At 56.1% G+C, this 15,420-nt stretch carries 14 protein-coding genes; 11 read left to right on the top strand and 3 right to left on the bottom strand.

Features of this window, described 5'->3' with window-relative positions; genetic code table 11:
- The first annotated feature begins 69 nt into the window (after nucleotides 1-69).
- From C6362_RS00905 to C6362_RS00870, 8 genes are all read left to right on the top strand, one after another.
- Entirely contained in the window at nucleotides 70-849 is a 780-nt protein-coding gene (locus C6362_RS00905) for a ZIP family metal transporter (RefSeq protein WP_014016288.1), read from the top strand.
- A 25-nt stretch (nucleotides 850-874) separates the two neighbouring features.
- Nucleotides 875-1,951 (top strand): CdaR family transcriptional regulator, encoded by a 1,077-nt coding sequence (locus tag C6362_RS00900; RefSeq protein ID WP_014016289.1) that lies wholly within the window; start codon nucleotides 875-877, stop codon nucleotides 1,949-1,951.
- A gap of 113 nt (nucleotides 1,952-2,064) precedes the next feature.
- Nucleotides 2,065-3,210 (top strand): glycerate kinase family protein, encoded by a 1,146-nt coding sequence (locus C6362_RS00895; protein ID WP_014016290.1) that lies wholly within the window; start codon nucleotides 2,065-2,067, stop codon nucleotides 3,208-3,210.
- Nucleotides 3,211-3,250: 40 nt separating this feature from the next.
- Nucleotides 3,251-4,999 carry a pyruvate kinase gene (gene pyk, locus C6362_RS00890; RefSeq protein WP_014016291.1) on the top strand — a complete coding sequence of 583 codons (1,749 nt, stop codon included), beginning with the start codon at nucleotides 3,251-3,253 and terminating at the stop codon, nucleotides 4,997-4,999.
- 20 nt (nucleotides 5,000-5,019) lie between these two features.
- Nucleotides 5,020-5,820, top strand: a complete 801-nt coding sequence (locus tag C6362_RS00885) for an MBL fold metallo-hydrolase (protein WP_014016292.1) — start codon at nucleotides 5,020-5,022, stop codon at nucleotides 5,818-5,820.
- Between the two features lie 337 nt (nucleotides 5,821-6,157).
- On the top strand, nucleotides 6,158-6,451 hold the full coding sequence (locus C6362_RS00880) for a nucleotidyltransferase family protein (protein ID WP_014016293.1): 294 nt from the start codon (nucleotides 6,158-6,160) through the stop codon (nucleotides 6,449-6,451).
- Complete coding sequence (locus C6362_RS00875; protein WP_014016294.1) at nucleotides 6,435-6,839, top strand: HI0074 family nucleotidyltransferase substrate-binding subunit; 405 nt, start codon at nucleotides 6,435-6,437, stop codon at nucleotides 6,837-6,839. The genes C6362_RS00880 and C6362_RS00875 overlap by 17 nt, the downstream gene beginning before the upstream one ends.
- Nucleotides 6,840-6,865: 26 nt before the next feature.
- Nucleotides 6,866-7,900, top strand: coding sequence for a threonine aldolase family protein (locus tag C6362_RS00870; RefSeq protein WP_014016295.1), 1,035 nt, complete (start codon nucleotides 6,866-6,868; stop codon nucleotides 7,898-7,900).
- A gap of 124 nt (nucleotides 7,901-8,024) precedes the next feature.
- Here C6362_RS00870 and rnhA read toward each other — a convergent pair whose 3' ends face one another.
- On the bottom strand, nucleotides 8,025-8,714 hold the full coding sequence (gene rnhA, locus C6362_RS00865) for a ribonuclease HI (RefSeq protein ID WP_014016296.1): 690 nt from the start codon (nucleotides 8,712-8,714) through the stop codon (nucleotides 8,025-8,027).
- Nucleotides 8,715-8,890: 176 nt separating this feature from the next.
- Here rnhA and C6362_RS00860 point away from each other — a divergent pair, with 176 nt between their 5' ends.
- The 3 genes from C6362_RS00860 to C6362_RS00850 all read left to right on the top strand — a co-directional run bounded on the left by C6362_RS00860 (nucleotide 8,891) and on the right by C6362_RS00850 (nucleotide 11,870).
- The gene (locus C6362_RS00860; protein WP_014016297.1) at nucleotides 8,891-9,712 is read left to right on the top strand and encodes a 4Fe-4S binding protein; all 822 of its coding nucleotides are present in this window, start codon (nucleotides 8,891-8,893) and stop codon (nucleotides 9,710-9,712) included.
- Nucleotides 9,713-9,724: 12 nt separating this feature from the next.
- Nucleotides 9,725-10,753, top strand: coding sequence for an alpha-hydroxy-acid oxidizing protein (locus C6362_RS00855; RefSeq protein WP_014016298.1), 1,029 nt, complete (start codon nucleotides 9,725-9,727; stop codon nucleotides 10,751-10,753).
- Between the two features lie 115 nt (nucleotides 10,754-10,868).
- Entirely contained in the window at nucleotides 10,869-11,870 is a 1,002-nt protein-coding gene (locus tag C6362_RS00850) for a VirK/YbjX family protein (RefSeq protein WP_014016299.1), read from the top strand.
- A gap of 125 nt (nucleotides 11,871-11,995) precedes the next feature.
- Here C6362_RS00850 and C6362_RS00845 read toward each other — a convergent pair whose 3' ends face one another.
- Entirely contained in the window at nucleotides 11,996-13,630 is a 1,635-nt protein-coding gene (locus C6362_RS00845) for an ABC transporter ATP-binding protein (protein WP_014016300.1), read from the bottom strand.
- Nucleotides 13,623-15,371, bottom strand: a complete 1,749-nt coding sequence (locus tag C6362_RS00840; RefSeq protein WP_409347365.1) for an ABC transporter ATP-binding protein — start codon at nucleotides 15,369-15,371, stop codon at nucleotides 13,623-13,625. The genes C6362_RS00845 and C6362_RS00840 overlap by 8 nt, the downstream gene beginning before the upstream one ends.
- Nucleotides 15,372-15,420 lie beyond the last annotated feature (49 nt).

Raw genomic sequence — 15,420 nt, 5'->3', positions numbered from 1 at the left:
GTATAATGAAATTATTACGATATTGAGTATCAAATATAATCAAATGAGATACAGGGAGGGAAAGTTATTATGGAAAATGCTGTCATGGGGATCCTCATCCCCTTTGTTGGGACGTCACTAGGGGCGGCCTGTGTCTATGCTATGAAACAGGAATTGGACCGCCAGGTCCAGCGGGGGCTGACGGGGTTTGCGTCGGGCGTCATGATTGCCGCGTCCATTTGGAGCCTCTTGATTCCGGCTATGGAAGAATCGGCGCCGTTAGGGAAATTCGCCTTCGTGCCGGCTGTGGTCGGGTTCTGGCTGGGCATCTTCCTGCTCCTGGCCCTGGACCGGCTGGTGCCGCATCTGCACATGTACAGTGAGAAGGCCGAAGGGCCGCACAGCCATTTGCAGCGGACGACGATGCTCGTCCTGGCCGTGACGCTGCATAATATCCCCGAAGGCATGGCCGTCGGTGTAGTCTATGCCGGACTCCTGGCCGGTCAGACGGGAATCAGTGCGGCCGGGGCCTTTGCCTTGTCCTTGGGCATCGCCTTGCAGAACCTGCCGGAAGGGGCCATCATCTCCATGCCTCTCAAGGCGGCTGGTGTCGGCAAACACAAGGCCTTTCTCGGCGGCCTCTTATCGGGCATCGTCGAACCCCTCGGGGCGGCCGTGACCATTGCCCTGACGGCATTCATCGTACCCATCCTGCCGTACCTCCTCAGCCTGGCAGCCGGAGCCATGTGCTATGTCGTCGTCGAAGAACTCATCCCGGAAATGTCGGCTGGCGAACACTCCGATATTGGCGTCCTGTCCTTTGCCCTGGGATTCACGTTGATGATGGCCCTGGACGTGGCGTTATCATGATTCTTACTAGAGAGGATGATTTTAAGTGAAGGTACGCATCACCGATGAATTAGCTCAGCAGATCGTCGATTCGGCCAAGGCCGTCGTCGGTTGGAACGTCAATTTCATCGATCGTCATGGACGTATCATGGCCAGTACTGATAGCGGCCGTATTGGCACCTACCATAAGGCCGGCCATGTCGCTGCCCGGACGGGGCAGGTCCAGACCATACAGGAAGATTGCCCTGAAGACGGTGTCAGCCAAGGCGTCAATTATCCCATCGTCATGGGCCGACAAGTCCTGGGGGTTGTCGGGATTACCGGGGAACCGGCTGTCGTCGGCCAATACGGTTTCTTACTGACGAAAATCTGTGAAGTCTTCCTCAAGGAATATCGCTTGAGCCAGGAGGCGTTCAGTGAAGAAGAACATCGCAGCCGTCAGGTCATGGCCTTGATCTATCACGATGAAGACACGGTGCAGCAGCTGGCCGAAGAACAGCCGGAATTGGCAGGCTGCCAGTATGTTGCCGCCGTTTTCCGATGGCATGAGGGAACCCGCCAGGCCGGGGATTTCCGTCAGCAGCTGTCTGAAACCTGTCAAAAGCTGGGGATGACCTTATATACGTATATCTACCCCGATACCTTTGTCATCCTCGTCCCCTGCCAGGTCTATCCGGACTGGGCCAGGAAACTGCCCCGCTGGAAAGAATGGTTCTATCCGGGAATCTCGGCAGGAATCGGGACAGAAGAGCCATTCTACCGCATCCATGAATCGTACCGTTTTGCCAAAATGGCCTTACAGGCAGCGGCAGACCGGCAGGTCTTCTGCGTCCATGCGGATGATATGAAATTGGCCTTTTTACTGCAAAGTCTGGACGGGGCCGTGCGCCGCCGTTACTGCCGGGATATTTGCCAGCATTTGACGGACAGTGACATCCATTTGCTCCAAATCTATTATCAGCAGAACTTGTCCATCCAGGAAACAGCCCGGATCCTCTGCATCCATAAGAATACGCTGCAATACCGGCTGAAGCGGATTGCCGGGAAGACCGGCCTCGATCCGAGGATATTTTGCGATGCCGTATCCCTATATATTGCCACCCTTCCTTGGTTTATGAAATAAAAATAATGATGATTTATTGTGTTTTATGACATAGGAAGAGAAGGCCTCTTTTGCTACACTATAGGCATAGAGAAACACAGCTTTATGAGTTCGCAAATAGAGGAGAGATTATCATGAAAGTCGTTGTAGCCATTGATTCCTTGAAAAATAGCCTGACTTCCGTCGAAGCCGGCCGGGCCATCGAAGCCGGCGTCCGCAAGGCCTATGGTGGCCATCCTGTCCAGGTCATTGTCAAACCCTTGGCCGACGGTGGGGAAGGGACGGTCGAGGCCCTCGTCGATGGGCTGGATGGTGAGCTCCGCTATGTCGGCGTCCAGGGCCCTTTAGGTGAAGCCGTTTCCTGTCCTTATGGCTATCTGCCGGGGATGGAAGCGGCCGTCATTGAAATGGCTGGGGCTGCCGGATTGGGACTGGTTCCATCCGAACAGCGCAATCCCCTGCATACGACGACATATGGCGTCGGCCAGGTCATGGCGCAGGCTATAGAAGCGGGTATCCGCCATTTCATCATCGGCCTGGGCGGCAGCTCGACCAGTGACTGCGGCGTCGGCATGCTCCAGGCTCTGGGGTATATTTTCCGCGATGCTCAAGGCAAGCCCATTGGTTTAGGCGGGCAGGAAGTAGGGCGCATCGCTTCTGTCGATGATTCCCAGGTCCTGCCGGCCCTGAAAGACTGCACCTTCGATGTTGCCTGCGATGTGACCAATCCGTTATTCGGGAATTGGGGTGCTGCCTATATCTTCGGGCCCCAGAAAGGCGCGTCGCCGCAGGATGTCAAAGTCTTGGACGATGCCAGCCGGTCTTTTGCCGCCGTCACCCGGACGTATACCGGTCATGACTTCAGTCAGACAGCCGGTGCCGGTGCAGCTGGCGGTATGGGATTCGCTTTCCTGGCCTACCTGCATGGCCGGCTGCGTTCAGGCATCCAGATCGTCCTCGATTCCATCCGTCTGGCAGAGGCCGTTAAAGATGCCGATTACGTCATCACCGGTGAAGGCCGACTCGACGCCCAGACGGCCATGGGCAAGGCTCCTATCGGCGTAGCCAAGCTGGCTAAGCAGTACGGTGCCAAAGTCATCGCCCTGGCCGGCTGCACGACGGCCGATGCCGCCGAATGTAATCAGCAGGGCATCGACGCCTTCTTTTCTATCGTCGATAAAGCCATGCCGCTGGAAGAAGCCATGAACAAAGAAACGGCGCTGCGCAATATGACTAACACGGCTCAGCAGGTCTTCAACCTCATCCGCGCCGTCAGCTGAACGAAAATCATCTCATTAAATAGAAGCAAGGAGAATAGATATGCTGAAAAAAACAAAGATCGTCTGCACCTTAGGCCCCAGTTCCAATACCCCGGAAATTATCGAAAAGATGATTAAAGCCGGCATGAACGTTGCCCGCTTTAATTTCTCCCACGGTTCTCATGAAGAACATAAACAGCGCATCGACATGGTCCGCGCTGCCTCCCAGAAACTGGGTATCCCTGTGGCACTGCTCCTGGACACGAAAGGCCCGGAAATCCGTTTGGGCAAATTTAAGAATGGCTCGATCATGATGGAAGCCGGCAAGGACTTCACCTTGACGGCCCGTGACATCGAAGGCGACGAAACGATTGCCTCCATGAACTATAAAGAACTGCCGCAGGACGTCAAAGCCGGCGACCACATCCTCTTGTCGGACGGCCTAGTCAACTTGGAAGTTGTCAGCGTCGAAGGCGAAGATATCCATACGAAGATCCTCAACAGCGGCAAGATGAGCGACCGCAAGCGCGTTGCCGTACCGGGCATCGCCATCAACCTGCCGGCCGTTTCTGAAACCGATGCCGCCGACATCGAATTTGGCTGCCGCATGAATATGGACTGGATTGCCGCTTCTTTCATCCAGCGCGGCAAAGATGTCCTGACGATCCGCAAGATTTTGGAAAAACACGACAGCCACATGAAGATCATCTCTAAAATCGAATGTCAGGCTGCAGTCAACAACATCGACGATATCATTAAGATGAGCGACGGCATCATGGTCGCCCGTGGTGACCTCGGCGTCGAAGTCCCGGCGGAAGAAGTACCGATGCTCCAGAAAGTCCTCATCCATAAATGCCAGGCTGCGGGCAAACCGGTCATTACGGCTACGCAGATGCTGGAATCCATGTGCAACAATCCGCGTCCGACCCGTGCTGAAACGAGCGACGTTGCCAACGCCATCCTCGACGGCACCGATGCCATCATGCTCAGCGGCGAAACGGCTGGCGGCCTCTATCCGGTAGAAGCCGTTGAAACCATGGCCCGCGTCGCTACCTTTACGGAAAGCAACTTCACGCCGGAATCCTATGAAGATGTCGACGCCGAATCGACGACGACGACGGAATCCATCGGCAAAGCCGTCGTCAAGATTGCCAAAGACCTCCACGCTGCGGCCATCATCGCTTCGACGGAACGCGGCGGCACAGCGCAGATGATTTCTAAATTCCGCCCGGCCTGCCCGATTGTGGCCGTATCGCCGCACGAAGCCATCGTCCGCCGCTTGCAGCTCAACTGGGGCGTCCAGGCTGTTACTGGCAAAGAAGCGAACGACACTGACGCCGTCGTCGATAACGCTATCTTCGCAGCCCTCGACAACGACCTCATCAAAGCCGGCGACCTCGTCGTCCTTACGGCCGGTGTCCCCGTTGCCAAAGCCGGTTCGACCAACATGATCCGCGTCCAGGTCGTCGGCGACGTCCTCCTCCGCGGTACCGGTATCGGCCGTAATTCGGCCATCGGCAAAGTCTGTGTCGCTGAATCGAAAGAAGACCTGGAAAAGAACTTCAGCGACGGCTGCATCCTCGTCCTCCGTTCGGCCCGCGCTGATTTCGTCGATTATATGAAACGGGCCAGCGCCATCGTCTCCGAAGAAGTCGGCCTGACCAGTGAATCAGCCATCGTCGCCATCACCTTGGGCATCCCGACCGTCGTCGGCGCAGCTCATGCCGTAGACACTCTGGAAAATGGCGAAATCGTCACCGTAGACGCCAGCCGCGGCACCATCTTCCGCGGCGAAGCCAACGCACGCTAAGCTATTGGGGAGGTCTGGTCATGAATCTGACGATATTAGGGACGGGGAACGCGACGGTGACCCATTGTTATAATACTTGTTTTGTCCTCGATGAAGGTGGCCAGTACCTGCTCGTCGATGGCGGCGGCGGGAACGGCCTCCTGCAGCAGCTGGAAAAGGCCCAGTTGCGCTGGCAGGATATGCGGACCGTCTTCGTCACGCATAAACACATGGACCATCTTCTGGGCATCCTCTGGCTCATGCGCATGATGTGTCAGTCCTGGCGGCGCGGGACTTATGATGGCGAAGCCGTCATCTACGGCCACGAAGAAGTCATTTCCTTGCTGCGCACGATGGGAAAGAATCTGCTGTCCTCGAAAGATAGTGCCTTCCTCGATGACCGCCTGCATCTCGTCACGGTGGCCAACGGGGAAACGCGCCAGCTCATAGGCCACGATGTGACCTTTTTCGATATCCGCTCGACGAAGGCCAAACAGTTCGGCTTTTCCCTGGCACTTGCCGATGGCAGACTGACCTGCTGTGGCGATGAACCGTACCAGCCCTGGGAAGAAGTCTATGTCCGTGACAGTAAATGGCTCCTTCACGAAGCTTTCTGCCTCGACGCCGAAGCGGATATCTTCCATCCCTATGAAAAACACCATTCTACCGTCAAAGACGCCTGTGAGACGGCGGCCCGCCTGGGCGTGCAGAACCTGATCCTCTATCATACGGAAGATAAGGACCTGGCCCATCGCCGCCAGCGTTACCATGCCGAAGGATGCCAGTATTATCAAGAAAACCTGTACATCCCGGACGACCTGGACGTCATCCGGAACCTATAAAGCAATTGAAATCCATCCGCTTCAAACTTGAAACTCAAAAAGAGGCTGTCGCACGAAGGCTTCTACCATCATGCGAGGTCCCCTTTGCTTCATAGTTTGTAGTATGGAGTTTGTAGTTTGTAGAAGATAGCTTTAAATTTAAAAACCTTCACTAAAAACTACAAACTGCAAACTTAATACTCAAAAAGGACTTGTCGTCGTGCGACAAGCCCTTTTTGTTGTACAACGTATTTGATTTTGTTAAAATAAACGTAAGGCCATAGCCTCGAAAGGATTGGCGACGATAGGAGAGATTATCATAGAAGCCATAAACAGGTGACGATAAGAGGTGAGTGTGATGATGTTTCATCTTCCCAATCGGGTTTTTCAGGATATTACGGTTTTTGCCAAAAAGCATGATGTTGAACAAGTCGTCCTATTCGGGTCCCGGGCCAGGGGAACGCATACGGAACGCAGCGATGTGGACATCGCCGTCCGTGGCGGCGATTTTGACGGTTTTTATTGGGACATCAAGGAAAATGTTGATTCGCTGCTGATGTTCGACGTCGTCAATCTGGACGAGTATATTTCCCCTGAGTTAGCGGAAGAACTGTCCAAAGAGGGAGTCGTTATTTATGAAAAAAATGGATAATTTTTTGAATTGTTTGAATGTCCTGAAACAGGCCGACTTTTCCTTAGCCACGGAGAATGAAATTTACCGGACTGGAATCGTCGGCCAATTCAATTTGACCTTTGAACTGGCTTGGAAAGCTTTACAACAAGTTTTGCGCGTTCATGGGGTCCAGGAAGCCGAAACAGGTTCTCCGCGAGAAATCTTGCAATTAGGATATAAGGTTGGTTTCATTGAAGCGTCTTCTGTTTGGCTGTTGATGCTGAAAAAAAGAAACTTGTCGGTTCACCTTTATAATGAAGCTGAAATTGATGAGCTGCTGATTCTCATCCGGGATAAATTCATTCCTGCTTTTGGGCAGCTTGGGAAAACGTTGCAGCAAAAATTAGCAGAAGTTGAAGAAAATTAAGGTATATAGTAAGGAGACAGGATAAAATGATACGTTTTAACAATGACTATAATCATGGTGCACATGCCAGTATTTTGCAGGCCTTGGCCCAGACGAACGATACGCAGTATGGCGGTTACGGTGTCGATGACTGGTGTGATAAGGCAGAGAAACTGATTTTGGAATTGTCCCGGTGCCCGCAGGGGAAGGTCTACTTTTTCCCGGGAGCGACGCAGGCCAATTTCGTCACCATTTCAGCCCTCCTCGGTTCCTGTGACAGCGTCATCTGTGCCGATACGGGGCATATCAACTGTCACGAATGTGCATCCATCGAAAACGCCGGTCACAAGATCGTCGCCTTGCCCCATCATGATGGCAAGATTACAGCTGAACAGATCGAAGGGGAAGTGCAGGCTTATTATAATTCCGGCGAAGCCGAATACTTGACGCGGCCGTCGCTGGTCTATGTTTCCTTTACGACGGAATATGGGACGCTCTATACGAAAGCGGAATTGACGGCCATTTCCGCAGTTTGCCGCAAATATCACATGTATCTCTTCGTCGACGGTGCCCGTATGGGCTATGGCCTGGGCGCAGCCGAAAATGACCTGACCCTGGCTGATTTTGGCCGTCTGGCCGATGCCTTCTATATCGGCGGTACCAAGTGCGGCGCCTTCTTCGGCGAAGCCGTCGTCCTGACCCAGCCCGATATGGGCCGCCGCTTCAAGGCTCATATGAAACAGTTCGGCGCCGTCCTGGCCAAAGGCTGGATCCTAGGGCTCCAATTCTATACGCTGCTCCATGACGGGACATACTTTGCCATTACCAAGCGGGCCGACGAATACGCCATGCAGATCCGCGACGCCTTCCGCCAGAAGGGCATAGAAGAACTCGTCGTCAGCCCGACGAATCAGCAGTTCGTCATCCTCAGCCAGGAACAGGCCCGGAAGCTGGGACAAAAATACGTCTTTGAAGCCGAAGGCCCCGTCGACGACGACCACGTCTGCGTCCGCTTCTGTACCTCGTGGAGCACGAAACAAGAAGAAGTAGACCAGCTCGTAGCCGACATTTTAAACCTGTAGGGGCTTGCACGTGGCAAGCCCGTCCCAGCATATGAGCTATTTTCCAGCTCGGAGAGCGCGTCCCAAATACCCAAGCGGGTCGCCCACGTGGCGACCCCTACAGTAAAAACGAACCACTAACCACTTATTTATATTTCACAGCCTGGGCTTTGGCCAGCTGGTCGCAGCGTTCATTGAGTTCGACGCCGACGTGGCCTTTGACCCAGTGGAAGGTAACGTCGTGAGAGTTGTAGAGTTTGTCCAGTTCGACCCAGTAGCCCTGGTTAAGGACGGGCTGGCCGTCGGCTTTTTTCCAGCCCCGGCGCTTCCAGCCGGCGACCCATTTGGTGATGCCGTTCTTGAGGTACTGGCTGTCGGTGTACAAGGCGACTTTCGTCCCTTCCGGCGCGAAGCGCAGGGCCATGATGGCTGCCAGGAGTTCCATGCGGTTATTCGTCGTCGACGGATTGCCGTCAGACAGCTCCGTCACTTCGCCGGTAGCGACATTGCGGGCGACGACGGCCCAGCCGCCGGGCCCATCGGGATTGCGCAGGCACGAGCCATCGGTATAGATGACGAAATCCTGTTCCTCGTCGGGACGGAGCGGGGCAGACGGTACAGCTGCTTTGGATGATGGCCGGTTTTTTTTGGGAGCCCTTGCCTTCTTCGGCGTCGCCGTTTCTTCGCCGTTGAGCCATTTCCAGGCCTCTGTCGCGTCGGTGAAACTCTTGAAGCGGGCGCCGGGGAAGCCATTCACTTGTTGTTGACAGTCTGCCCAGGACAGGAACAGACCCGTCGTACGGCCACGCCGCACGGCATATATTTTCTTTTGCATAAGACACCTCATTTTTTGTAAAAATCATACTGTATTCTAACATAAAAGCGGAAGGAACATCAAACTTCAAACAAGGACTTCGCAGAGCGTAAAAAACTTTGTGCGACAGTCCTTTTTAGGTATATAATAAGGAAAAGGAAGGATGCATCGGGTTTTGTGTAACTGAGGTGATTTTTATGAACATCCAACATGTGTATGCTGTCTATTTTAGCCCGACAGGCAATACGAAACGCCTCGTCTGTCAGGCTGCTTCCGAAGCGGCGCGGCTCTTTCAGGTATCGTGCCGGGCCATTTCCCTGGATTTGCCGGAAGAACGCGAAAGGGTCCGTACTTTTTCGGCAGGCGACCTGGTCATCGTCGGCGGTCCGACGTATGCCGGGAAATTGCCCAATAAGATTTTGCCGACGTATCAGGAAAAACTCATCGGCAAAGGGGCCCTGGCCCTGGCTGTCGTGACTTATGGCAACCGGTCTTTCGACAACGCCCTGGCCGAACTCTGTGCGACCCTCGACGGCAACGGCTTCCGCACCGTTGCGGCTGGTGCTTTCGTCGGGACCCACGCTTTTTCCGACGCCCTGGCGCCCAATCGGCCCGATGAGGACGATTTGGCCCTCATGGTCCGCCTGACGGATCTGGCCGTATCGAAAATCCGTCAGACCGATGGCATGGTACCGCATCTCGTCGTCGACGGCGATGCTCAGGCGCCGTATTACGTTCCTAAGGGCGTCGACGGCCAGCCGGCCAAGTTCCTCAAGGCCAAGCCCAAGACGGATTTGGAAAAATGCGTATCCTGCGGCCTCTGCGCCCGCCAGTGCCCTATGGGGTCCATCGACCTGGATCAACCGTCGGTCGTCACGGGCATCTGCATCAAGTGCCAGCGCTGCGTGCGCAACTGTCCCAAAGGGGCCAAGTATTTCGATGACCCGGCCTTTTTATCCCATGTCAAGATGTTAGAGACGACCTACAACGGCCGTGCTGACAATAAAATTTTCATTTAGGAAGTGATTCTCATGGATTTACAGGAAGTAAGGAACAAAGCTCGTGAAAAAATGAAGGGCTGCCATGTCTGTCCCCAGTGCAATGGCAAGGCCTGCATCGGCATGATTCCTGGATTCGGCGGCCTGCGCACGGGCCGGTCTTTCATGCGTAACGTCGAAGCCCTCCAGGAATACGGCCTGGTCATGCGCAGCATGTCCGGTGTCGACGACCCGGATACGACTGTGACGATCCTCGGCAAGACGCTGAGCATGCCGGTCCTCCTGGCGCCTGTCGGTGGTATCGTACTCAATGCCAAAGTCGACGGCGACCCGGCGGAAGTGGAACAGGCATACGACGAAGCTGTCACCCAGGCGGCCCTGGAAGCAGGGACCCTCTGCTTTACTGGTGACAGCGGTGCGCCTTACATGTATGCTTCGGGGATTGCGTCTTGTCAGAAACGGCCGGGCATCGTCATTCCGACTATCAAGCCCCGCAGCAACGACCAAATCATCGAGAAGGCCCATCAGGCCGAAGAAGCCGGCGCTTTTGCCGTTGCCAGCGACATCGATGCGGCGACGTTGATCAACATGCGCATCTTTGGCCAGCCCGTAGGCCCGAAGAGCGCCAGTGACATTGCTGAGATTGTACAGGCTATCCAGTTGCCCTTCATCGTCAAAGGCGTCATGTCGGCCGAAGAAGCCGTTGCCTGTGCCGAAGCCGGTGCTAAGGGCATCGTCGTCAGCAACCACGGCGGCCGCGTCCTCGACGGCATGGCCGGGACTGCCGATGTCCTGCCCGACATCGCCGCTGCTGTCAAAGGGCGGATCACGATCTTCGTCGACGGCGGCGTCCGTCACGGTGAAGACATCCTCAAGATGCTGGCCCTCGGCGCCGACGCCGTCCTCATCGGCCGGCCAGCTGCCGTCGCGGCTGTCGGCGGAGGAGCGGAAGGGGTCAAACTCCTCTTGGATACGCTCAAACGCCAGCTCATGGATGCCATGATGATCACGGGCACCCACGACTTGGCCCACGTCCCGGCGAACATCGTACGGAAATTATAGCGATTCGCCCATAGCCACGAACCACTAGCCACTAGCCACGAACTCCACATTGACAGCCTGCTTGCCTTGCCCGTATAATAGTACTATTAGCTTTGTACTTGATAGGAGGAATTTCATGCACAGCATTTCCTATTTCTGGCACTTATCGCGCCTCATATACGGTCCCCGGAATTTCCAGGAAAACAAGCGGGCTGTCGTTTTTTTTGCCCGTGCCGTGTCCAACCGGGCCTTATTTGAAGAACTTTACGATTTCTTCGACCATTACGAACCGATGAAGGGTTTCTTCGACCAGCACGACCCGGATTTCCAGGAAGTCATGACCCGCGTCTTCTTGTTCAAGGATTCGACCATGCGCCAGCGCCTGGATGCGTTGAAACACCATTTCACCATTTTGCGGACCTTCTTTTCCGACGACGTCATCCACGAACTCTACTGGGGGAAAGGCTATACCCTGTGGACCTCGCCCGATGAATCGCTGCCCTTGGAAGCACGGCTCATCTTCGATACGGGCCAGCGCAAGGAGGGCTTCCTGTCGCTGTACCTCTATCACGAAGGCCAGATGATCTATCACTTCAATTTCCGCTTCGACTACAATGCCGACGGGACACCGTCCATGTATATCGGCACTATCCAGGGATCGAAGCACGGCCTGGAAACGACGAAAGTCCTGACCAAGAAGCTCTTTGGCTACCGGCCGAAGAACTTCATCCTCTATTTGATGCGTATCTTCGTTCAGACCCTGGGAATCCACGATATGTACGTTATCACTGACGAAGGCTTCTATACCAACAGTCACATGCTGCGCGGCAATCGCTCGAAGAAGACGAATTTCAACGACTTCTGGCTTGGCGAAGGCGCCGGTCCCGATGCGAAGGAAAAATGGTATTTCCGCCTGCCCATCGAAGAGAAGCGGCGTAAATATGGCGAAATCAAGTCGCAGAAGCGCAACCTCTTCCGCAAGCGCTATCTCCTCATGGACACCATCGTCCCGCCGTATATCGCAGCCATCAAGGCCCTCTTCCGCCAGGGCTTCGACCCGGTCCCGTCGGCCATCGACGAAGCAGCCATTACGGACAAACCGGCTGATTACGATCCCATCGAAGCACCGGTGAAATAGTGACTGGTGCTTCGCCGGCCGCAGTTCGCCGGCCGCTTCGGACTTAGATGCCGCTTTAACTTCAAACTTCAAACTCAAAAAGGGCTTGTCGTCGTGCGACAAGCCTTTTTTTTATGACGAACGACCTACGATTCCGTTTCTCCGATGACGACGCGGCGGCCGCCGCGGGCTTCGTAGAGGCGATGAGAGATGGAGAGGACGGTCCGGTCCTGGGCCGCAGCCTGCAGGGCCTGGAGGACCTGGGTTTCTGTGAGAGAATCGAGGTTGGCCGTGATTTCATCGAACAAGAGGATTTGCGGGTCCATGACGATGGCCCGGGCGATGGACAGGAGCTGGCTTTGGCCGCGGGAGAAGAGTTCCGGCCGGAAGGGCGTGTCCAGGCCCTGAGGCAGGGCGCAGCATGTTTCCCACAGGCCGACGAGGCGCAGGGCTTTTTCCATGGCGTCCCTCGTGACTCGTTCGTCTTTGAGGCTGAGCTGGTCGGCGACGGTGCCACGGATGGCGTGGAACTGCTGTTCAACGTAGCCGAAGACTTGACGCCGCAAAGGGGCTGCCAGCTGGGACGGGTCGCAGCCGAAGATGCGGACCTGGCCCTGCCGGGGCCGGTAGAGGCCGAGGATGAGCTTGAAGAGGGTGCTCTTGCCGGCACCGGTGCGGCCGGTGATGGTGACCATTTCCCCGGCTTTGACCGTGAGCGAGACGTGGTGGAGAATGGCTTTTTCCCGGTCGTAGCCGAACGTGACGTCGTCGATGACCAGCGGGGCTGCGGCCTTGTCGAGGGCGGTACACTGCCCTTGGGCCTGGACGGGTTCGGCAAAGAAGTCCTTCAGGCGGCCGATGCCGGCGATGGCAGACTGGATGTTCTGGATTTCCATGCCGATGCTCTCTAAGGGCGAAAAGATGCGGCGCACGTAAGCGATGAGGGCGACGACGCTGCCGACGGTCATGCCGAAGAGCTCCTGCAGGGACGGACTGCTGACAGATAAGGTCATCATGACGCAGATGATAAGGGTACAGCTGGCGATGATGAGGGGCGAATAGATGGAATCGCAGAAATTACTCCGCTCCATGGCGTCGAAGCTGGCCCGGATGGTCCGGCCGTAGCGCTGGCGCAGATAATTTTCCTGCTGGCACGTGTGGATCGTGCGGATATTGCGGACCGTTTCCGGAATGAGCTCGTTCGTCCGGCCGACGGCGATACGATTATCCCGCTGGGCCTGGAGCATGCGCTTCTGGAAATAGCGAGTCAGGAGAAAGAGCAGGGGCAGGCTGATACAGAGCAGGATGCCCAGGCCCGTGCTCAGGTGGAAGACGACGGCGAGGATGCTGAAAATGGTGAAGGCATCGGCAATCATGCTGACGACGCCGGAATCGAAGAGGTTCTCCAACGTGTCGACGTCGTTGACGAAGAGCGACGTGACGGCGCCGGCTTCGTGGCCGACGAAATAAGATGCCGGCAAGTCGCCGAGGCGCTGGCACATGGCCGAACGTAGGCCGTGCGTGATTTTCTGACCGAAGACGGTAATCAGTGTTTCCTTCAAAGCGTCGACGAGGCCGCTGCCGGCATTGAGGGCGAAATAGAGGAGGCCTGCCGTCAGCAGGGAATAGGTGCTGAACGAGCCGCTGACCAGGCTGTCGACGATGTATTGCAAGATGAGGGGCGGCGTGACGCTCACGGCGATAGAGACGGCAATGGCCAGTATCAGGAACACTAGGAGCCATCCGTTCTGCCGCAAGGTCTGCCAGATGACGTTACTCATGGATAGCACCTCCCTGGGCGTGCTGCAAATCGTAGAGGTCCCGGTAGGCCGGGCACGAGGCGTAGAGCCCTTCGTGGGTGCTGACGACGGCTGTCCCGTCTCCGTTGAGCCAGATGACCTGGTCCAGCTTGGGGAAGAGGGACAGGCGGTGCGACAAGAGGAGGATGATGCGGTCGCTGCCGAGCCGGCGCAGGTTGTCGAAAATCATCTGTTCCGTCGCCATGTCGACGGCGGCGAAAGGGTCGTCGAGAATGAGGAGCGGCCGCGGATGGAACAAGGTCCGGGCCAGGGCGATGCGGGCCTGCTGGCCGCCGGACAAGCGCTGGCCGCCTTCGCCGATAGGCGTCTGGGTCCCGGCCGGGAAGGTGGCGCAGTCCTGGTCCATGCAGACCATTTTCAGGACAGTGCCGATATCGCCAGGCAGGCCGAGGCGGATGTTCTCTTCGATGGTAGCTGCAAAGAGTTCCGCGTCGTGGCCGCAATAGCCGACGATGCCGTCCGGTGCCGTATGGCCGTTGCCCAGTTCCTTGGTGCCGAAGAAAATCTGGCCGCCGTGGGGATTTTCACAGAGAAAGGCCTGGCCCAGCGTCGATTTGCCGCAGGCCACGGGCCCGGTGACGCCGATGAGGGTGCCGGGCTTGGCGGAAAAGGACAGGTCCCGGAAAATCGGGTTGGCGCTGCCGGGATAGGTAAAGGACAGGTGGCGGACCGTCAATTCCGCCGGCGCCGCTGGCGGTACGGGCTGGCGAAGCTCGGCAGCCGCCTGGAGATGGGGCTGGATGCGCTGCCATGATACCTGGGCTTTCTGGATGGCGTTGAACAATTTCGCCGCATGGGACGACTTCGTCGCCAGTTTGATGAAACAGGCCAGGTACGTCGAAAAGGCTGCAATGTCCCAATTTTCCCAGCCCGTGCCCTGGACGTTATGGCCGCCGAACCAGATGACCAGCACGGTGCCGATCATGGCGATGACTTTGTAAATGGGCTGGAGCGTATTTTCCCAGAGATTGGCCAGAATCATTTTCTTTTCGTAGTCGGCCAGGTACGTTTCATAGCGCCGGTCCTGGACAGCTTCTTCGCCGTAGACGCGGTACGTCAGGGCGTTGCTGATGCGGTCCAGGGTCATGCCCGACAGGGCGCCGCTGCTTTCCTTGCTGCGGGCTGCCGTCGTGGCGACCAGGCGGCGCAGGCTGTTGGCCAGGGCATAGGCGATGGGCGGGAAGACGAGGACGCATAAGGTCAGGCGCCAGTCATAGCAGAGGAGCATGACGATGTAGGTCATCATGACGACGCCCGTATCGAAGATTTCCGTCGTGAATTTGCGCATCCCTTCGACGCAGGTATCGATGTCGGAAATGACCTTGGTCATCAAGGCCCCTGTATCGGCCTGCTCCATGTCCCGTTTCGGTGTCTGGACCAGGTGCTGGTAGATCCGGTCTTTCATGGCCAGGCTGATATTATTGGCGAATTTCCGGACGTACAGGCGCTTGACATAGCGGGCTCCCTGGACACCGACGATGACCAGGGCGTAGCAGAGGCAGAGGGCATACATATCGGATGCCGTCCGGGTACCGCCGAAAATATCGTAAAGATATTGGGCCAGCTGCCCGTCGAACCAGGGACCGGCAATCATGCCGATATTGTATAAGATACCGCTCAGCGTGACGATGAGCAGAAATTTTTTTTCGTGATAAAAATAGTAACTGACCGAGCCCGGCCCCAATCGTTTCAAACGGAACACCTCACAGTTCATAGTCTATTCATAATACACTATTATGTGATTTCGTACA

The organism is Megasphaera elsdenii DSM 20460 (genome assembly GCF_003010495.1).
Classification (GTDB): Bacteria; Bacillota; Negativicutes; order Veillonellales; family Megasphaeraceae; genus Megasphaera; species Megasphaera elsdenii.
Note: the sequence above shows the minus strand (reverse complement) of the source record. Positions and strands in the feature narration are given on the sequence as shown.

Bases quoted from the DNA above. Each gene is read 5' to 3' on its own strand.
- C6362_RS00850 (WP_014016299.1), top strand. From the start codon at position 10,869: ATGCACAGCATTTCCTATTTCTGGCACTTATCGCGCCTCATATACGGT.
- C6362_RS00880 (WP_014016293.1), top strand. From the start codon at position 6,158: ATGATGTTTCATCTTCCCAATCGGGTTTTTCAGGATATTACGGTTTTT.
- C6362_RS00855 (WP_014016298.1), top strand. From the start codon at position 9,725: ATGGATTTACAGGAAGTAAGGAACAAAGCTCGTGAAAAAATGAAGGGC.
- C6362_RS00905 (WP_014016288.1), top strand. From the start codon at position 70: ATGGAAAATGCTGTCATGGGGATCCTCATCCCCTTTGTTGGGACGTCA.
- C6362_RS00885 (WP_014016292.1), top strand. From the start codon at position 5,020: ATGAATCTGACGATATTAGGGACGGGGAACGCGACGGTGACCCATTGT.
- C6362_RS00875 (WP_014016294.1), top strand. From the start codon at position 6,435: ATGAAAAAAATGGATAATTTTTTGAATTGTTTGAATGTCCTGAAACAG.
- C6362_RS00845 (WP_014016300.1), bottom strand. From the start codon at position 13,630: ATGAGTAACGTCATCTGGCAGACCTTGCGGCAGAACGGATGGCTCCTA.
- C6362_RS00860 (WP_014016297.1), top strand. From the start codon at position 8,891: ATGAACATCCAACATGTGTATGCTGTCTATTTTAGCCCGACAGGCAAT.
- C6362_RS00870 (WP_014016295.1), top strand. From the start codon at position 6,866: ATGATACGTTTTAACAATGACTATAATCATGGTGCACATGCCAGTATT.
- rnhA (WP_014016296.1), bottom strand. From the start codon at position 8,714: ATGCAAAAGAAAATATATGCCGTGCGGCGTGGCCGTACGACGGGTCTG.
- pyk (WP_014016291.1), top strand. From the start codon at position 3,251: ATGCTGAAAAAAACAAAGATCGTCTGCACCTTAGGCCCCAGTTCCAAT.
- C6362_RS00895 (WP_014016290.1), top strand. From the start codon at position 2,065: ATGAAAGTCGTTGTAGCCATTGATTCCTTGAAAAATAGCCTGACTTCC.